The sequence below is a fragment of the Vibrio sp. SCSIO 43135 genome, from assembly GCF_023716665.1.
Lineage (GTDB): Bacteria > Pseudomonadota > Gammaproteobacteria > Enterobacterales > Vibrionaceae > Vibrio > Vibrio paucivorans.
In genome coordinates, this window is the sequence record NZ_CP071859.1 from 1,949,595 (window position 1) to 1,967,799 (window position 18,205).

Consider the following 18,205-nt stretch of genomic DNA (forward strand, 5'->3'; position numbering starts at 1 on the left):
GTTATCTCCCAATAATCACAGATGATGATTGAACCCGAGTGTAGTCGCCATCCACCAACCGACCGAACCAGTTATCAGTTTGGTAACACAGCGTCACTCGGTACAAAGGCGCTTGCCTGCCCCATGACGTCACAACAGAAAGGTCCTCTAAATCAGCCATATTGCGTGACAATTGACACTGATTGGCGCCAAATTGGAAACGACGTGGAGAGTTAGCTTCACCAATTCCACTGAAAGATAAAGACTCGATCACAACACCAAATCGCTCATCATCATAAGTCCCTAACGTTCGGCGCAGGGAATTTTCGGCAATCAGATACAAGTCATCGACATCTTGGCGTTGAATATCCTGCCCTTCAGAGAAAAACTGAGTTCGTTCTTTGAGCATATTAACTAACGAAAAGCTCAATCTATCGAGCTTACCGTTGTGCGACAATTTAATGATCACATCGCCGCTAAACGCTAACAGTAAGGCAAAAAACACACCGACAATCGCAAACTCAACGGTGAAGTTACCTCGTTGCTTACGCTTTCCAGCCTGAGGATTACAGCTCAAATTCATCACGCTCATATTCCTGAATCACTATCACCTCTCGCGTTAGCAAAGAGCTCGTATCGAGAAAGTAAGTAAAGATGGGTGAAAAATCGTATTGAACACGATAAATGGCTATCGCACTTTGGAACGGCTCGCCACAAGCGACAACGGGTTGATCCTCATCACCCTCGCAGGCCTCTTCATATGCTTTAAGCGCTTCAATATCCTTGAGGAACTGAACCGACAGGCGGAAATTACTTTCCGACACCAGCGAGGTCCATAACGAGTCACTATCGTGAATGGTATTATGAAAGACCTGCTGGTAGTTCTGTTCCGACTTTTTAGCTTGCCTTGCAGCTTCAGATACCGACAAATCTCCAATGGCCGATACATAAGACAGGTAGCTCATTTCAACCCATGCCATGCACATCAGCCAGAAGGCCGTAAAACCCATTACGAATTCAATGGTCGCAAGGCCTTTTTGCTTAGGTCGAGATGGCCTCTTTGCTCTCGCTTGTGTGTATCGATTTATTCGCATCATCATGGCATCGTTACTCCGCAGCGGCTGGGTCTAACGATTGCAATTGAGCCAGTTGCTCAACGTAAAGTGCAGCTTGTTTTCGGCTGCCTTTCGCTGCAATTAACCTCTTGGCCTGAGCTAACTCGCCACTTTTTACTAGCGCTAGCACTAAATTGGCTTGCATGGTGTCATCGGCAACCCCTTGCGTGTAAAGCGGCTGTAGACGAGCGACTGCGCTGGCATAGTCGCCTTCCAATATGTCCAATACCGCGAGGTTGTTGTCCACTTTTACGTCATCGTAGAAACGGCGTTTTGCCGCTACAAAATACTCCCGAGCGACGTCAAGCTCGCCTAACTGCGAATATGCGACTCCAAGTTGATTATTGATTTCGCCAGTACTTTGCAGCTCAAGTGCTGATATAGCAGTATCAATGGACTGCTGGGTTCGACCTAGTTTGAATTGTGATTTTGCTTTCACTAACAGCACTTCATAGTTACCTTGCTGCTGGCCTAATGGCTCGAGAACAAAAAGAGCTGAATCGTATCTTCCAGACTGATAGTAAGCCGACGCTAAGTTGATACGATTTTCCAACGTATCTTGCGCCGCCACCCGCTGCTTGTACAAGCTCACCAACTCAGCGTGATTGTTGGTTTGCTGATAGATCATCTCTTTGTTGTCATCATTCAGCGTAGTTTCGTTCGACACACAGCCAGTCACTACAACCAAGGACACGAGTACAGTAAAAATGTGTTTAAGCATTAGACATCATCCTCATTACACCTGGAGCTGCGATCAAAATAACCAATGGGATCATGATAAAAACGATCAATGGAATGGACATTTTGGCCGACAACTTGCCAATTTTTTCTTCTAGTTCAAGCATCTTCACTTCTCGAATATCCGCGGCCAACCCGGTAAGAACCTGATAAATCGAAGATCCGTACTGCAAGCTTTGCTTCAAAGTCATCACGAAGCTGCGCATAGGGTTAGAAGGCACAGACGTATACAGCTCATCCAGAGCCTGCTCTAATCCAACAACACGCGAGCGCTCATTCGTTCGACGTAGCATCTGCGCGAGGTGACGATCAAATCCTTTCATTTCCTGAGCGAGGTAACTCATCGAAGACTCGATCGTCATACCGGTTTGCACGCACACCGCCATTAAGTCGAGCAGATAAGGCAATTGGTTAGATATTTTGTTGAGCAACCATTTTTTGCGGTAATTCAGATACCAGTCCGGCGCTACAATACACACAAGCGCAATACTTGAAATCGCTATGACCAGTGTTTCCATCGCAAGCGGGTGAGCTCGGTGATAGAACACTATGCCTACCACACCTAACGCAAACCCCACTATTTTTACCGGCATATAAAAACGTGCGTAGGAGAAATCGTAAAAGCCCGCGGCAATAAAGCGTTGCTGGGCTTCATCGACATTCGTAGTCAGCAGTTGAGAAAAGGAAACGTCTTTCAGCCCCCACCATTTTTTGCTCGAGGAGTTATCCTTGTTATGTGAAAAGCCCGAAATGACGGCTCTACGTTTGTACGCGCTAAACACAATCATCACAAATGCGATCAAGGCAACGGCTGTAATCATCAAAAGTAGAAAAATATAAAGCTGGCGGTCCATTATGATTTTACCCCGCGCATTAGGCTCCAAACGATGAGCAGCCCGACACATTCACTGATGATCACGTAGTAAAGAATCGGCTTACCGTCAGGATGAAACATAACGTATTGATAGTTTTCCGGACTTAGGAATTGCAGCATAAACAGGAAGAAAAAAGGGATCGCTGCCACTATCTTTGCCGAGGTTCGCGCTTCAGCGGTTAACGCGTATTTCTTCTTTTCAATCGCTCGCGATTCAAACATCAATCGATTTAGGCGAGAGATCACCTCTTTTAGCTGACCACCACGTTGGAGGTTCGCTCTTAATGTGATGACAAAGAACTGGAACTCCGAATATGGAAACCGATTGCACGCTTTTCGAAATACGCTGTCTGGCGACTCTCCGAGCTGCAAGCGCTCCCCCATACGTTTAAACTCTTTGCCCACACAGCCATCAAGCGAGCGACCAACAAACATGATCGCGTGGGTGATACTTTCCCCGGCACTCACTGCACCCGCCAGCATATTGAGCGCATCAGGAAACTCTCCATCAAAACGCTTCTTTTCACGCTTACTCAGCCAAAGGTATCCAACTGGAATGCTCACGAGGAGTACAATGCTACCCACCCACTCCATAGGCGCGCGTAAAAAGTTGCTGTTGAAAAACATCGCCACAAACCAAACTGACACTAAGTAGGCGGTGATTTTTAGGCCTGCCATTTTGCCAAGCATGTTGGTGGTATGGCTGAGTACGCGTTTGAATGACTTTGCGATGGAGTCTTCTGTTAGGCTTTTAAGATCAATAGCTTGTTTATCGCTCTCCATTGACGACACCAACAGCGTGGTATTCGCTTCTGAAAGATACGTTTCAATGTTCTTACGCTTTTCAGCACGAAGAGTGCGCCACATTAGCGCACCTCCTGCTATAACAAGGAAAAGCCCCCAAATCATGCGACTTCTCCCTGCCTAAAGATCTCGGTCAGCTGCTTATCCAAACCAAAGTATTTGGCTTTCTCGACTAGAACGGAGCGCTGCATTAGGCCGGCAGAGATGTATCTACCTGTGATTTTTTGGTCTTCGCTTGAAATAGACATCGGCTCGAAACGGAAGATTTCTTCCATCACTACGTTACTGCCCTCAATGCCGACCACTTCCGAAATACTCATAACGCGGCGACTACCATCGTGCAATCGGCTGATCTGCACAACAATATCGACAGCGCTGACAATCATGCGACGAATCGCTTCCATAGGTAACGTGCTGGTTGCCATCATTACCATGGACTCGACCCTAGCAAGCGCGTCACGTGGTGTATTGGCGTGCAGCGTCGACATAGAGCCATCATGGCCTGTATTCATCGCCTGTAGCATTTCAAATGCTTCTGCACCACGACACTCACCCACGATGATGCGGTCGGGACGCATACGCAGTGAGTTAATCACCAAGTCACGTTGTGACACAGCACCCGAGCCTTCAATTCCCGACGTTCGAGTTTCTAAACGAACCACATGAGGCTGAAGCAGTTTTAGTTCCGCCGCATCTTCTATGGTGACAATACGCTCTTTCTCTGAGATATATTGAGACAGCGCATTCAGCAAGGTTGTCTTACCCGACCCTGTTCCCCCAGAAATCAGCACATTCAAGCGACAGCGGGATGCCACCATCAGAATCTGCGCCATCTCTCGGCTCATCGCACCGTACTCGGTTAGGATTTCGAGATTCAAAGAGTGCTTTTTGAACTTACGAATCGAGATGGACGTACCATCAATCGCAATCGGTGGGATAACAATATTCACTCGGCTGCCATCGGGTAATCTGGCATCACAAGTAGGCTGAGATTCATCAACTCTACGCCCTACACGTTGAGCAATTCGCTTTGCAATTTGTACCAACTGTTTTTCGTCAATAAACCCTACTTTTGCTGGCTCGACTAAACCGTTCCTTTCGATGTAAATTTGTTGATGGCCGTTTATCATGATGTCACTGATGGTGTCATCATCCATCAGCGCTTGAAGCGGCCCTAAACCATGCAACTCATCGACGAGGCTTTTTACAAAATCAGCCCTGACGACATTAGCGACAGACAAGCTTTCCTGTTCGATGATCAAGTCAACCGCGCTACTCAATTGAATAGCCAACTGTTCACGAGTCAGCGTATTCACTGCTTCAGCGTCAATGGCATCGAATATCCTATCTCGGATAAACACGTATACAGAAACAAACTGCTCCATTGTTATTGACCTCTAAACAGGCGCTTGAAGATTGACTCACGCTTTGGCTTGATCGCTTCACCCAATAGCAAAGATGTCAGAGTGTTGAGGCTACTGCTGATGGCCTGCTTCTCTTGGAAAATAGCTTTCCCTTCCAGTACCCATTTACCCAGTTGAGGCTCGTAGGGGCAGACAACATCAAGCTTTCTATTTAAGAACTTCTCGACATCTTTGACGGTCACAGTTGCGCTGCGTTCATGCATTGTGTGGTTGAGAACCGTAATGCAACGCGTGGTTGAACCGAGCTCTTCCATCTTCGCTTGGATAAACGCAGCCTCGCGTAGGCTAGAAACGGTAGGCTCTAATACCAACACTAAAACGTCAGCTTGTTGGCCAACATAAGTCAGGTCTGAGAGCGAGTTTGCAGAGCTCGACAGGTCTTCAACAATAAAATTGTATTGCCCCGAAAGGTTCTCAGAAATAGTGCGAACGTAGTCTTTCATTTCATGATCGGCGATGTCGTTCGACTCAAGAGCCAATACATGCAGCATCTCATGGATCTTACGTGTCATGCTCAATGCATAGGTTTCATCCAAGCTGTTTGCCAATGCGCCACGGCTAACCTCGCGCTTTTTGAACTGACTCACGGCTAGGAAAATATCGAGATTTCCGCCAGAGAAATTGTGTTCGACAACTAGACAAGAGCTGTTTTTGTCTTTCGACAACTCCATAGACAGCGCTGCTGTGATAAATGAAGCACCAACACCACCTTTAGCCCCCCATACACATACTTTTTTAGCTGCTCTACCCTTACCCAAGCCACTATTTTTGTTGCGGTTTTCGTTAACATTACGCACAAAATCGATAAGCTCTTGCTTTGAAATTGGCCAAAATACGTAATAGTAGCCAAGCGACTTAAGGTTGCGGATAGTCGAAATAGAGTCTTCAGAGCCGATGACTATCACCGAAGCACTATTCGGTAATAAGTGGCTGATGCGGTGCATATCATCCATAACACTCTTACTCTTATTGAGCTCGACTATCACAATTTCGATGTTCTCTTCTCGAACATGTTGTTGAATCAACGAGTCCTGATTCTCAAGCACGCTAGGAGCAGCAATGTCTTCAAACCGGTAGGCTTCTTCGATCAACTGTTTGCACTCTTCAGTCTGGTGAAACAGGACCGTCGTCAGTACTTCTTTTTCTTTTTCCGCCGAAGATTTACTTTTAATTACATCAACTAGATCAAACATTGTCACCTCTGAGCTTCGGCATTAGGGAGATTTCTGTGCGGGTGCGTCATAGATTGCCAACGAGCGTTCTGAACAAAGCAGCCATAGGGCTCTGCACCAAAATCACCAATACGTGGGTACTGACAAAATTCGACCTGAGTGCGATATTCGACCACTTCTAACATCATCGTAAAACGGCCAAGTGCTTCGTTTTCTAGACGAATACCGTCGGCTGCAATCCCTTGGTGAATCAACGCATCTTGAAGCTTCCTAGCTTGTCGTTTATCGCCTGAATAACTTATCGTCATGCCATTATGAGCAATCGCTTGCCAGTGCGTTGAAACGAAGTTTTCCACTTTTTCCGACATTTCCGGCTGGCTGCTAACCTTCAAAGTGTGATGAATCGGCGTGATGTCTACCGATGTACCATCGCGCTCTGCTACACCGCTGACACAACCTTGTAGAAACGTTACTGCTGCCACCAGCAGCAAGACCACTTTAGTCATACTTGAATCCTCCGGTTGATAGGATATTTCCGACCCATTTTTCGCTTGAGGTTTGATAACCACTTTCAAGTCCAAAATATCGGCTCAGGGTGCTGGTTTTCTGCATCATTGGTAATTGAAGTTGTGAGGCTTCAACGGGTTGCACTAAATTAACCGTGGCAACAATGATGAGCTCCATTTTGTTGCGTTTGGTTGAGCTTTTTCGAAACAGCGCACCGAGTACGGGAATGTCACCAATGTAAGGAATCTTGCTCAGTGACTCTTGGTCTTCAGAGCTTAATAAGCCAGCTAAAACAAAACTTTGACCATCACCCAACTCCACCGTTGTTTGGGCTCGGCGGGATTTGAGGGCGGGTAAGCTATATCTTCGATCTTCATATTGAGTATCGAGAGAGCTTACTTCTGGCATCAGAGCTAGCTTGATCTTTTCGTCGTTCAGCACTTTGGCCATTAGGTCTAGGCGAATACCAAACTCTTTGTATTCGATATTGGTCCCACCATCGACCACAGTGACAACAGGGATTTCCCCACCTACCAAAAAACTGGCGTTCTCGCCGGAAATGACCGATAAATTGGGCTCTGCTAGCACATGGCCCACTGTGTCATCACCAATTGCGGTGATCACCGACAAGATATCCGAAGAACTGAAGTCTTTAATTGGATTAACAAAAATGCCCGGATTCGCTCCCGAACTCCCATACTGCACACCAATTTCTTCCATAAAGCTTTGTGATACTTCGGCGATAGTGAGCTTTACGTTCACCTGCTTCGTGGTTACCACTTCGATATTATTGACCAGCCCTTCGAAGCTACGGCGTGTCATAAAGCTGACTTCGTTATCATTTTGATCATCTAAATCGCCAGACCACTCGACCAATTTCTCGTCAGACTTCTTAGCCAGCAACTCACCAACCATCACACCTAAATCATCTTTGAGCTGTTCGTTTGGCACCGTACCTGTCAATACGACCTGGTCACCAATATTCGAGACGTTAACCTCAACATTGGGGTAATGAATCTCAAGTTGTTGACGAATTGGCTCTAAGCTTTTATTCACTTGAATGTTCTTGGTTACAATGATTTCGCCATTCTCATTAAAGACCAATAAAGCTGCCCTGCCTGTTTCTTTGGCGTAGACCACGATGTTTCGACTATCAATCACTTGATAGTCGGCGATTTCTGGCTGAGAGATAAAAACAGAAGAGACATCCTGTTGTACCGAAATGGTCTTTGCCTGTCCTTCATCCATCTTGACTAGTTTTTGTGCTAGTGCTGAATTTGAGATGAGCAAAACCAACCCAAAGGATAGCCACCTACCCAGGTTTATAGTCGTTTTCATTATGTTTATGAGCTCTAGTTAATGGATAGTTCGCTCGCGCGAAATTCTCTTACGGCATTAAAGCCAGGGAGTACGTCACCGGCATTGGCGCTCATTGCAGCTTTGTCTGGTACCCCTAGTGCATGGTGGACTTCGAGATCCGCCACTTTTCGGGCAATGGTCAGTTTCGCGACTTGTTTTCGCTCAAGTTCTAGCACAAGATCCACACTACGAGACTCTGGATAGTTACGTGTCGCTTCAGTGATCTTAGTATCCAGCTTGAGAATCTTGACGCCCATTAATACGGGCGAGACAGAGATTGATTCATTAGCCGCTCGACTTGAACTGCCAACATTCACTGCTGCGCGCGTTTTGGGAGAGGTGATGGCCACAACATCGACATAACTACCGACACTTAGCTCTTGCCCGATCGCTGACTCAGCAGGGAAAGATAAATAAAACGGCACCTTGCCAGGCTCTATCGTGAGCTCAACGTACCCGTTATCACCAGGTTGGAGGATAGACTCAGGGTAAACCAACTCACCTTTCTCAAGCGGACGTGCGTAGACCGATAATCGATCAAAATCGACTGACATATCCTGATTGACGCCCAATGCATTGGCTTGTAGTAACGTCACCCGCTCTAAAATGAAGTCTCCGCGTTCGATGCTTTCGCCAGATCCAACGTTTCGGCTTAATTTAACTAACAAGATTTCAGGCTCTTTCTCGTCAATGATATGTGGTGTTTCGGGTTGAGCCGTGAGCTCGATAGATAACACGTACATCCCAAAAGCCAGAACTAAAAAAGAGAGTAATAGTGGTATTTTTTTATTCATTAGATTTACGCAATTGAAGCAGCAATACAAAAGATTCCGGATACCCCTATCGGCAGTCCATAAGGAAGCCCTTCTTTAGGGTTAGTTACATTTCCGAACACTCGATGACATCCCCAGTAAAAGGTCGCCAAAATACCACCCAATAACAGAATGATTACGATATATAGCAGAGCCAATTCAGGTTTAATTGCAGTAGAATAGGCCAGTATCAGTTTGATATCTCCACCACCCAAGATATTTTTTGAATGTAGAAATAAGCCAATGACAAATATCAATATCGTTACATTTAGCGAAGCATAGCTTTCATTTAATATCATCAAAGATATTGCGGATACCGCAACAAAAACCACAATACAATTGGGTATTAACCGGTGAACTATGTCGGATAAAAAGATAAAAAGGGTGGCTATTATAAGCCCCCCTATTAACAACCATTTGAGATCCATTTACCTTACGATTGTACATTATCTCCGGCTTCACCAATGTGATCGCTAATAGTCGTCATTGCACCTTCTAATGCATCTTGAAGGCTACCATTAAATACTGCTAGTACGATTGCAGACATTGCAACACCAATGATTGCGTATTCGATCGCTGTTACACCGCGCTCATCATTTTTTAAAGCTAATAGTTGGCAAGCAAACTTATTCAACATGACAATTCTCTCTTATTATTTATGGTTTTACTCGATTATTAACACGTACAAAATTTCGAATATTACTTGTACGTTTTGTTTGTTTAATAAGCGCAGTCAAAATTCTAACGCTTGAAAACAAACGCAACGTTACCTGAAGCGAAATCACACGCATACAACCTGAAAGCCAAAATCACATTTTCACCAATAAAACACCCACATACTATTGATTATCAATGAGTTATCAAAGTTGTGAAATGCCTTTTTCACACCAACATATTTGGTTATTTACCGTTATCGAGAGTGATTGAGAATATTTATGCATTTATATAGAAGTTCTAGCCACGCCTTGTATTTCATTAGTTATATTGATGTTTATATTTAATATGGCCGTGCTATAGTTGGGAGCAACATCAACAAACCAAACCGATAACGCTGTGCAATGGATAATCAACGGTCGACTTTTTGACGCCGATAAAAAACAGATAACCTACAAAGATAAATCCATTTCTTTAGGTTATTACGACACAAGGTTGTTATCGATATTATGCGAGAGTGAAGGAAAAGTAGTGTCGAAAGAGACACTTCTCGCGGCATGGGCGCCTAAAGTAGTATCTGATACCAGCATTACACGCTCTATTTCAACACTACGTTCTCATATTGGGGACGATGGAAAGCAACAGTTAATCTTGCAAACTGTTGCCAAGAAAGGCTATTGCCTGAACCACGCGCATTTAAGCTTGAACCAAGATAGTGTTCAACAAGATGAAGACTATAATTCAGTCGTAAAAGTGGAAGTCGATTACGAAACTAAACCACAAGAAGAAATTAGTTTTGAAGATTCCATTATTACCACTAATAAAGCACATCAACTTGGCCATATTCAATTATTGAAATACACCAAGGTAATAACGTCATGTTGCTTTTTGTTACTTGCTTTTTATATTACGTTTGATCGCCCTATTGGTATGTTCATATTTAAGAATAATCAGTTAAATTATATTAACGCAACCAAGATTTTGGAAACAAATAGAAATACTTTCCGCCATACATTCTATGCCAAAGGGGATACATCAACACTCCAACCGATTGCTGAGTTATTAGATATTCAGGTCGAAAAACACTTAAACCTATACTTCAACATACAGCGTCATAACCTAAATGTTGCAGTGATTGATGTCGTCAGGCCAGATAAGTCATTCACTATCACGGTTAAAAACCATCACACAGACCAAGCGTATACCGTTAACACGATAGAACGCGCTATCAACGCTGAGTTTTGAGGCTCCAAGCGTTTAGAATCCCCTCAACTGGGTAGGCGTTGAAACGCTGTAGGAAAAAGAAAAATAATGATTAAGAACAAGACAAACGCTTTGTTGCTTTTCAGCAGTGCTGCACTGCTAGTTGCTGTCGTGTTGGAGACTTTCGTGGAACCGATTACTTTGCATGGTTCTAGCAAAATGTATGTATTCGATGCCGACTGCAAAAATTACAAAGTTACCCTAGTTTCGCACTTAGTGCTCACCGAAGACCAGTTCGATATAACGGCTTCGTTCGAAGAAAGCGGTGTTGACGGGTTATTCCATGTCAACTACCAGATACCGGTAAAGCGCTCGCTGCCCTTCTCACTGGATACAGCGAACATTCGCACTAATGTGGACACCAACAACATTAAAGTGAACAGCTTATTTGAAAGCCATTGGTATCGACTTTCTTTAAGAGAAGGGAATCGTGTGTTCTTACACAAAAGCTTGAGCCACTATGACTTAGAGCTTGAACCGAAATCTCGTAATGTTCTATTCGACATAAATGGATATTGGTTTACCACTAAGCCTGCGATGTACTTGTAATCGCAGGCTCAGTTCGCATAAGGCGCTATATAGATTACGAAAACACCAAGGCTTTTAAACTTGCTTCACTGTCAGAGTCAGCAAATTCAGGCGGGTTATCTAAGCGGTATTGGTATTCGAGCGTTGGCGCTTCTTCTTTCATGCTATCAATGAGAAATGCGCAGTTCACTACTGGAGAGTTCACACAGGCGAGCACTTGGCCTCCTTCGCTAAGCAACTCAGGAAGCTTGCGTAGGATTCGCTTGTAGTCTTTTGTTAGGGCGAAGCTGCCTTTTTGGAATGAAGGTGGATCGATAACAATCAAATCGTAAGGACCGGACTTTTTAATCTTCCCCCAAGATTTGAAAATATCGTGGCCTAAAAATCCCACTTGATTCAAATTGTGCTGGTTTAGCTTGTGGTTTTCTCGCCCTTTATTTAAAGATGAACGCGCCATGTCGACATTGAGAACTTTGTCAGCCCCACCCGCAATCGCCGCAACAGAAAATCCACAGGTGTATGCAAATAGGTTAAGTACATTCTTGTGCTTGGCCTGATTTTGAACCCATTCACGCCCTAAGCGCATATCGTAAAACAAACCAAAGTTTTGGTTTCGACCAATATCAAGTTGGTACTTCAGTCCGTTCTCAGTAACAACCGGACGTTCGTCGAGCTCACCGACCAAAACTTCAGACGGTGCGCCTTGCGCGTATCGGTGTTGAATGAGAATACAAGACCCTCGTTTTTCTTCCCACAATCCACTTTGACTAAGAGCAATGAGCCCAGCCTTTAAGGACGCTAAAAAACTTTCATCCACTTCCTTGAACACATTCACGATAAGTTGGCCTTGCAGCCAATCGCAAGTAAGCTGTTCTAGCCCTTGCCAACAACGTCCTCTGCCATGAAACAAACGGCGTACTTCGTTGGGAGCAGAGACAAGTTGTTCGGTGATATGTTCAAAAAACAATTCCAGTTGAGATGTTTGCATTGGTTTCTCGAAGTTAATGAAGTTAGTGTTGAATCGACGTAGGAAGCTTTGGCCAAGATAGTGCCCACGGTGTGAGCCAAGATTCGATCCCATTTGAAACAGGCTCACTTGTCCACAGTTGACCAAAGTTTTCAAAGGATCGCGGGTCACACACAAATTCGTATTGCTCGCCACTATAAGCAATCCTCAGAGCAAACGCATGTAAATAACCACGATCTACCTGAGAGGCGGAATTGTAAATTGGGTCCCCCTCAATACCAGAGCCCACCGATTTAAGTGCGACACGGATTTGGTGAGTCTTTCCTGTGTATGGTTTACATAGAAACAGTCTTTGCCCTGGCTCTCCTGCAAGTGAGAAAAATTGAGTCACAGCAGGGTTAGATTGAGAGCTCACTAATTTCCATGATGAACGACGTGAGCGTTCCATATCCCCAACAATAAGCCCCTGCTTCTTCTTCGGCTTTTTACTGCCTATCGCTAAGTAAAACTTTTCCACCAGCCTATCTGCGAACTGTTTTGATAGCTCGCTGGCAGCTTGAGCATTACGTGCCAGAATCAACAGCCCAGAGGTCATCTTGTCTAAACGGTGCACTAAGTAAAGTTGTGAGTCCCCAGATACTTTGGCGACTTCTTGCAACAGCATAGTGTCGCCGTCATCTTTATGGACAGATACATTAGGGTGTTTATTGATCACCAGAAAGTCGTGATGAGTATAGAGAATATCGAACATTGACTCGCTCCAAAGCTAGAGCGAGGAGTATACCTAGAATTGCGTTAGATGCTAGTGTTTGCCTAGCCTGATACCTAGCGAGACAAACACTATCCAGCCATATAGCTAGCTTTAGGCGAGTTTAAATTTACCAATCAATTGCTCAAGCTCAGCCACTTTGTGATTTAGCCCAGACGTGCTTTCAGAGCTTCGATTCGCTAAGGTCAATGATTGTTCTGAAATGTCGCTAATAGCCGTAATATCCGCTGCAATCTCTTTGGTCACCGCAGTTTGCTCTTCTGCAGCCGTGGCGATAGAGTTCACCATACTTTGCACATTGGCCGCACCAGCAACGATCTCTTCGAGCGCACTCACTGCTCCGTTACTTTGCTCAACACCTATCTCCACCAAACGGCAGTTGTCATCGGTGTAAGTGACCGCTTCTTGGGTCCCCGTTTGAATGGCTTGGATAATCCCTGACACTTCTTGTGTTGCTTTGGTTGTCCTTTCAGCAAGCGCTCGAACTTCATCTGCTACCACAGCAAAACCACGACCAAATTCGCCCGCTCGCGCAGCCTCAATCGCGGCATTCAAAGCCAACAAGTTGGTTTGTTCAGCAATATCTTCAATTACTTTGATCACACTGCCGATTTGTTCACCATGAGAGCCAAGCTGATTCATTTGCTTCGACATATCCGTCATCTGTTGAGACACTTGCTGAATGCTTGCTACCATCTCGACGATGACGTTACGCCCTTCTTCTGCCGATGTTTCTGAGCGCTGTGCTTCTTCATAAGTAGCGGAACCTTGCTGCGCGACTTCTGATATCGTCAAACTCAACTCTTCTGCGGCAGTAGCAATTAGGCTTGCTTTATCCGCTTGCGCGGAAGCGCCATTTACAATATCGCTACTGATTGACGACAACTCACCCGTCACCGTTTGAACCTGATCGGTCACCGAAGAAATAGAACCAATGAGATTCACAAGTGAACTCTGCATTTGGTTAATTGAAGCACCCAGATTTGCCAGTTCATCACCCGAGTTATCGACGATATTTTCTGTGGTTAGGTCACCACTGGCAACGCGCTGCGCTACCTGCTCCAAATTGGTTAAACGCGAGGTGATCGACTTGGACAAAATAAACGCGATAAGGCCACCTAGGATGAGCGCGATTGTGGACATAATTAAAATCGAGTTTTCGATCAAATTAAATGACTCATTAAGTTCTAGTAACGCAGTGTTAGTTTGCTGCTGCTCATTGGCAGAAGCTTGGTCAAGCAACGCCTCTATAGGCAATAGATACTGCTCGTAAAGGCCACGTAGTTCTCGAATATCGAACACTAAGTCACCTTGGCCAACATTCGGCACTATTTCATTTTCGAAAACTTGGGTAAAACTGTTCATCAGCGATTCGATACGCTCGATACGCTGGTAATCTTCACTTCCACGATTCTCTAAGCTTTTAGCTTTCTCAATCGCCTGCGCAAACTCTTTTTTATTGTCTCTGTAATCTTGAATGCCATTATCAACGCCGGTTACAGTTCCCATAGCGTCACGATATACATCTCCAGCTTCATCTATCAGCACCAAATACGTAACCGCTTCAGGCACATCATCGGTACGAATTTCCGTTGCGACATTGTGCGAACTGAGCACTTCAAACCATATGATGGTAACCAGTATTAATAGTAAGGCGAGGATGGAACCAAAGCCTGCATACAGTTTTTTTCCTACTGACAATTTCACGTGACACCTTCCCTAAGTAAAAAGTCACTCGCTAAGAGTGCGAGTTCATCTATTATTATCGGCGCCTATACTGATACCTTTAGCAATAAACTAATAATATGCTAATTAAATCATTGAGATACCAGTACTACGGGTGTTGCTTGCTGTACGCTGTTGACCCAAATAGAAAGCACAAAAAAGGCGAGAAACCTAAGTTTCTCGCCTTTTCGTATTTTATCTATCTAAGCGTTATAGCTTCTTAGATATGATACCTGTTAGAGCAATGATACCAATACCAACTAGCATGATTGCACCTTTTCCGCTATCGAAGCCACTAGAGATACCAGCGAATGCTACTACCGCTACCGCTACTGGGATTACGTACTTAACTAGGTTGTACCATAGACCGAATAGTGGGAACTTAACTTCACCGTCGTTTGTGATTTCTTTTTCAAGCTCTTCGCGAGATAGTCTCCAACCAGCGAAGATACATACAAGCATACCACCAACAGCAAGGAAGATTTTATCAGTAAGTAGGTCGAAGATATCGAACGCACCAGTACCGAATAGTGTTGGACCAACGCCGCCAAGTGACAGAGAAGCAAACACACACAGTACCGCCATTACTGCACCTGCAGATAGAACAGCCGTCGAACGCTTCATACCTTTCTCATCGATTAGGTAAGAAACCACTACTTCTAGTAGAGATACTGAAGACGTTAGTGCCGCTACTGTTAGACCTACGAAGAATAGTAGAGCGAAGATTACGCCTACACCGCCCATTTCAGCAAATAGCTGTGGTACAACAACGAATACTAGACCTGGACCAGCTGCTGGCTCCATACCAAGTGCAAACATTGCTGGGAACATTGCGATACCGGCTAGGATAGCAACACTTGTATCCATTGCAGTAACCATACCTGTAGTTTGTACTAGGTTTTCTTTCTTCTTCAGGTAGCTACCGTATGTAATCATACAGCCCATACCCAGACTTAGAGAGAAGAATGCTTGACCAAGAGCCGCTAGAATTACGCCGCTGTCTACTTTCGAGAAGTCAGGGCTAAATAGGAACTCAACACCAGCCATTGCGCCAGGAAGCATTAGACCTTTCACTGATACGATGATCAGGATAAGGAATAGAATTGGCATCAGAATCTTACCCGCTTTCTCGATACCACCTGAGATACCACGGCTAACGATTACGATGTTCATTAGAAGGTAAATACCCATCCACATAAGTGGTTGTACAGGGTTAGTGATAAAGCCACCAAAGCTATCACCGATTGCTTCAGGAGTGCTTAGTAGGCCCCCTGCTACTTTCTGAACGTAAGCAAGAGCCCAACCACCCACTACAGGGTAGAAGCCCATGATCAATAGGCCACTCAGTACGCCGATAACGCCGACGAAAGTCCAGCGACCATCGGTCGATTTGAATGCACCCACTGCTGCACGACCAGTCTTACGACCAACCGCAAATTCAGTCAGCATTACGCTAAAACCAATGAAAATTACGAACGCAAGATAGATAACGATGAATGCACCACCGCCATTTTCACCTGCTGTGTATGGGAATTTCCAGATGTTACCTAAGCCAACAGCAGAACCTGCTGCAGCCATTACGAATCCTAGTTTCGACCCCCAGGTATCACGGGGTTTCGTGGTTGAATTGCTAGTAGCCACTTTATCTCCAAAATTTTGTGTTGTGTTTGCATTATCTGTGGCGTCAAATTTTTTAGTGTAAATTAATATTTACGCTTATTAAAAGTTATAGGTGACGCTTCTACGGTAGCAAGTAAACCAGTTTGAGATTAAAATTGGAACCCCGCAAAGTCTATTTTACGGCTTTATCTATAGTTCTATAGCTTATTTGTTGCTTTTTTGAGCTAATAACGTTAATGAATCCTGTCATTTACACTTTGGTAACAATTTCCGACTAGTTCTCACACTTTGATACCAAATAATTCCGTTTCCAAACGCCATTTTTCTATTTAATATCAACCTCAACTCATAAAACATGAAATGGATGTATGGATAAGTTCTATCACTTCCTCACTTTAGCTAGCATTGCCCTTTACTGGCTGCTTGTCGCAGGTGTCACTTTACGTGTGGTCCTTAAGCGTCGCTCAGTCAGCGTTTCCCTTTCTTGGCTAATGATTATTTATATTCTTCCCGTCGTCGGTGTTGGCTGCTACTTTCTATTCGGCGAACTCAACCTAGGTAAGAAGCGAGCAGACCGCGCACGCGATATGTTCCAGCCGTTTGGTAAATGGTTTGGTCAATTGAATGATTGCCACGCCCACCTTCCCGAGTCTATGGGCGCGCATATCTATAAGATTGACGAGTTATGTAACAACCGCATGGGGATCCCTGCACTCAGCGGTAACACTCTGTCTCTACAGAATTCACCCAGTGAAATCCTCCACTCCATAATTAATGACATCGAACAAGCAGAGCAAAGCATAAGGATGGTGTTCTACATCTGGCACCCTGGTGGGCTTGCTGATTCTGTCGCCTCTGCACTTATTCAAGCGGCTAAACGCGGGGTGGATGTAAAGCTATTGCTTGATTCAGCCGGCAGCCCTCGTTTTTTCCGCAGCCCGTGGGTTTCAATGATGAAAGATGCGGGTATCGACGTTGTTCAAGCATTAGAAGTGAGCCCATGGCGTATCTTCCTGCGTCGTCTCGATCTACGTCAACATCGTAAAATTATTGTCATTGACGATAACGTTGCTTACACAGGCTCAATGAATATGGTCGATCCTGCTTATTTTAAGCAGAGTTCAGGCGTTGGTCAGTGGATAGACATCATGGTTCGCGTCACTGGCCCAACCGTCAACGTGCTTTCAGCCATTCATTGCTGGGACTGGGAAGTAGAGACGGGCTCTCGTACCCTGCCTCAACTACCACAATGCAAAATTGACCCAACTCTACAACAGCATCCGGTACAAGTTGTACCATCGGGCCCGGGGATGCCTGAGCATCTGATTTCCCAAGTATTAGCTTTGGCAATCCACCAATCCAATAAATCCGTTCGCATCACCACTCCTTATTTTGTCCCAAGCGCAGACTTACTTGAAACTCTCAAAATGACGGCGCAGCGTGGGATTAACGTGGAACTCATTATCCCACATAAGAACGACTCAATGATGGTGCAATGGGCATCACGAGCTTTCTACGCTGAGCTGCTGGCAGCTGGGGTTAAAATCTATGAGTTTTACGGTGGACTACTGCATACAAAATCCGTTGTGATTGACGACCAATTCTGTTTGGTCGGTACAGTCAACATGGATATGCGCAGTCTATGGCTTAACTTTGAAGTTACCCTAGCAATTGATGATCAAGCCTTCACTCAAGAAATGCGCTGGCTACAGCAAAGCTATATTGAGCAGTCTTACTCCATCGATGAAAAGCAGTGGAAACAACGTTCATTGCGTTCACGTTTCCTTGAACGCCTGTTCTACCTGTTTAACCCTCTTCTGTGATCTTTTTAAATCATGGGGTTGCAAATATAGGCAGCTCCATGGTTTAAATAAGTGATACAACTCAGCCAAGGA

Annotated in this window: 19 protein-coding genes; 3 read left to right on the forward strand and 16 right to left on the reverse strand. The window is 44.8% G+C overall.

Annotated elements, in window-relative coordinates:
- Position 1: 1 nt before the first annotated feature.
- Genes tadF through J4N42_RS08655 form a run of 12 tightly spaced genes read right to left on the reverse strand, consistent with a single transcriptional unit; the run spans position 2 to position 9,421 of the window.
- Entirely contained in the window at positions 2–571 is a 570-nt protein-coding gene (gene tadF / locus J4N42_RS08600) for a tight adherence pilus pseudopilin TadF (RefSeq protein WP_503033543.1), read from the reverse strand.
- Positions 546–1,079, reverse strand: coding sequence for a TadE family protein (locus tag J4N42_RS08605; RefSeq protein ID WP_252027468.1), 534 nt, complete (start codon positions 1,077–1,079; stop codon positions 546–548). Before J4N42_RS08605 ends, tadF begins: the two co-directional genes overlap by 26 nt.
- A 7-nt stretch (positions 1,080–1,086) precedes the next feature.
- On the reverse strand, positions 1,087–1,815 hold the full coding sequence (locus J4N42_RS08610) for a tetratricopeptide repeat protein (protein WP_252027469.1): 729 nt from the start codon (positions 1,813–1,815) through the stop codon (positions 1,087–1,089).
- Positions 1,808–2,686, reverse strand: coding sequence for a type II secretion system F family protein (locus J4N42_RS08615; RefSeq protein ID WP_252027470.1), 879 nt, complete (start codon positions 2,684–2,686; stop codon positions 1,808–1,810). Before J4N42_RS08615 ends, J4N42_RS08610 begins: the two co-directional genes overlap by 8 nt.
- A complete protein-coding gene (locus J4N42_RS08620) occupies positions 2,686–3,573 on the reverse strand; it encodes a type II secretion system F family protein (protein ID WP_503033544.1) in 888 nt (295 codons plus the stop codon). Before J4N42_RS08620 ends, J4N42_RS08615 begins: the two co-directional genes overlap by 1 nt.
- Positions 3,574–3,611: 38 nt before the next feature.
- The gene (locus J4N42_RS08625; protein WP_252027472.1) at positions 3,612–4,895 is read right to left on the reverse strand and encodes a TadA family conjugal transfer-associated ATPase; all 1,284 of its coding nucleotides are present in this window, start codon (positions 4,893–4,895) and stop codon (positions 3,612–3,614) included.
- Positions 4,896–4,897: 2 nt separating this feature from the next.
- A complete protein-coding gene (locus J4N42_RS08630) occupies positions 4,898–6,127 on the reverse strand; it encodes a CpaE/TadZ family protein (protein ID WP_252027473.1) in 1,230 nt (409 codons plus the stop codon).
- 2 nt (positions 6,128–6,129) lie between these two features.
- On the reverse strand, positions 6,130–6,612 hold the full coding sequence (locus tag J4N42_RS08635) for a hypothetical protein (RefSeq protein ID WP_252027474.1): 483 nt from the start codon (positions 6,610–6,612) through the stop codon (positions 6,130–6,132).
- Positions 6,605–7,951, reverse strand: coding sequence for a type II and III secretion system protein family protein (locus tag J4N42_RS08640; RefSeq protein ID WP_252027475.1), 1,347 nt, complete (start codon positions 7,949–7,951; stop codon positions 6,605–6,607). Before J4N42_RS08640 ends, J4N42_RS08635 begins: the two co-directional genes overlap by 8 nt.
- 14 nt (positions 7,952–7,965) lie before the next feature.
- Positions 7,966–8,766 (reverse strand): RcpC/CpaB family pilus assembly protein, encoded by an 801-nt coding sequence (locus tag J4N42_RS08645; protein ID WP_252027476.1) that lies wholly within the window; start codon positions 8,764–8,766, stop codon positions 7,966–7,968.
- A 5-nt stretch (positions 8,767–8,771) separates the two neighbouring features.
- Positions 8,772–9,212 (reverse strand): prepilin peptidase, encoded by a 441-nt coding sequence (locus J4N42_RS08650; RefSeq protein WP_252027477.1) that lies wholly within the window; start codon positions 9,210–9,212, stop codon positions 8,772–8,774.
- 5 nt (positions 9,213–9,217) lie between these two features.
- Positions 9,218–9,421, reverse strand: a complete 204-nt coding sequence (locus tag J4N42_RS08655) for a Flp family type IVb pilin (protein WP_252027478.1) — start codon at positions 9,419–9,421, stop codon at positions 9,218–9,220.
- A gap of 416 nt (positions 9,422–9,837) precedes the next feature.
- On the opposite strand from J4N42_RS08655, the gene J4N42_RS08660 reads away from it, so the two are divergent.
- Together J4N42_RS08660 and J4N42_RS08665 are read left to right on the forward strand one after the other, a co-directional pair.
- Positions 9,838–10,683, forward strand: a complete 846-nt coding sequence (locus J4N42_RS08660) for a winged helix-turn-helix domain-containing protein (RefSeq protein ID WP_252027479.1) — start codon at positions 9,838–9,840, stop codon at positions 10,681–10,683.
- 66 nt (positions 10,684–10,749) lie between these two features.
- Positions 10,750–11,250, forward strand: coding sequence for a hypothetical protein (locus J4N42_RS08665; protein ID WP_252027480.1), 501 nt, complete (start codon positions 10,750–10,752; stop codon positions 11,248–11,250).
- Between the two features lie 34 nt (positions 11,251–11,284).
- On the opposite strand, the gene J4N42_RS08670 is transcribed toward J4N42_RS08665, so the two are convergent.
- The 4 genes from J4N42_RS08670 to J4N42_RS08685 all read right to left on the reverse strand — a co-directional run bounded on the left by J4N42_RS08670 (position 11,285) and on the right by J4N42_RS08685 (position 16,331).
- Positions 11,285–12,217 carry a class I SAM-dependent methyltransferase gene (locus J4N42_RS08670; RefSeq protein WP_252030814.1) on the reverse strand — a complete coding sequence of 311 codons (933 nt, stop codon included), beginning with the start codon at positions 12,215–12,217 and terminating at the stop codon, positions 11,285–11,287.
- Between the two features lie 22 nt (positions 12,218–12,239).
- Positions 12,240–12,947 (reverse strand): TIGR01621 family pseudouridine synthase, encoded by a 708-nt coding sequence (locus J4N42_RS08675; RefSeq protein ID WP_252027481.1) that lies wholly within the window; start codon positions 12,945–12,947, stop codon positions 12,240–12,242.
- 111 nt (positions 12,948–13,058) lie between these two features.
- Positions 13,059–14,672 carry a methyl-accepting chemotaxis protein gene (locus J4N42_RS08680; protein ID WP_252027482.1) on the reverse strand — a complete coding sequence of 538 codons (1,614 nt, stop codon included), beginning with the start codon at positions 14,670–14,672 and terminating at the stop codon, positions 13,059–13,061.
- Positions 14,673–14,900: 228 nt separating this feature from the next.
- Positions 14,901–16,331 (reverse strand): sodium-dependent transporter, encoded by a 1,431-nt coding sequence (locus J4N42_RS08685; RefSeq protein WP_252027483.1) that lies wholly within the window; start codon positions 16,329–16,331, stop codon positions 14,901–14,903.
- A gap of 347 nt (positions 16,332–16,678) precedes the next feature.
- Between J4N42_RS08685 and cls the strand changes: the two genes are divergently transcribed.
- Complete coding sequence (gene cls, locus J4N42_RS08690) at positions 16,679–18,133, forward strand: cardiolipin synthase (RefSeq protein WP_252027484.1); 1,455 nt, start codon at positions 16,679–16,681, stop codon at positions 18,131–18,133.
- Positions 18,134–18,205 lie beyond the last annotated feature (72 nt).

Coding starts and splice junctions, on each gene's coding strand:
- tadF (WP_503033543.1), bottom strand. CDS start 571: ATGAGCGTGATGAATTTGAGCTGTAATCCTCAGGCTGGAAAGCGTAAG.
- J4N42_RS08605 (WP_252027468.1), bottom strand. CDS start 1,079: ATGATGATGCGAATAAATCGATACACACAAGCGAGAGCAAAGAGGCCA.
- J4N42_RS08610 (WP_252027469.1), bottom strand. CDS start 1,815: ATGCTTAAACACATTTTTACTGTACTCGTGTCCTTGGTTGTAGTGACT.
- J4N42_RS08615 (WP_252027470.1), bottom strand. CDS start 2,686: ATGGACCGCCAGCTTTATATTTTTCTACTTTTGATGATTACAGCCGTT.
- J4N42_RS08620 (WP_503033544.1), bottom strand. CDS start 3,573: ATGTGGCGCACTCTTCGTGCTGAAAAGCGTAAGAACATTGAAACGTAT.
- J4N42_RS08625 (WP_252027472.1), bottom strand. CDS start 4,895: ATGGAGCAGTTTGTTTCTGTATACGTGTTTATCCGAGATAGGATATTC.
- J4N42_RS08630 (WP_252027473.1), bottom strand. CDS start 6,127: ATGTTTGATCTAGTTGATGTAATTAAAAGTAAATCTTCGGCGGAAAAA.
- J4N42_RS08635 (WP_252027474.1), bottom strand. CDS start 6,612: ATGACTAAAGTGGTCTTGCTGCTGGTGGCAGCAGTAACGTTTCTACAA.
- J4N42_RS08640 (WP_252027475.1), bottom strand. CDS start 7,951: ATGAAAACGACTATAAACCTGGGTAGGTGGCTATCCTTTGGGTTGGTT.
- J4N42_RS08645 (WP_252027476.1), bottom strand. CDS start 8,766: ATGAATAAAAAAATACCACTATTACTCTCTTTTTTAGTTCTGGCTTTT.
- J4N42_RS08650 (WP_252027477.1), bottom strand. CDS start 9,212: ATGGATCTCAAATGGTTGTTAATAGGGGGGCTTATAATAGCCACCCTT.
- J4N42_RS08655 (WP_252027478.1), bottom strand. CDS start 9,421: ATGTTGAATAAGTTTGCTTGCCAACTATTAGCTTTAAAAAATGATGAG.
- J4N42_RS08665 (WP_252027480.1), top strand. CDS start 10,750: ATGATTAAGAACAAGACAAACGCTTTGTTGCTTTTCAGCAGTGCTGCA.
- J4N42_RS08670 (WP_252030814.1), bottom strand. CDS start 12,217: ATGCAAACATCTCAACTGGAATTGTTTTTTGAACATATCACCGAACAA.
- J4N42_RS08675 (WP_252027481.1), bottom strand. CDS start 12,947: ATGTTCGATATTCTCTATACTCATCACGACTTTCTGGTGATCAATAAA.
- cls (WP_252027484.1), top strand. CDS start 16,679: ATGGATAAGTTCTATCACTTCCTCACTTTAGCTAGCATTGCCCTTTAC.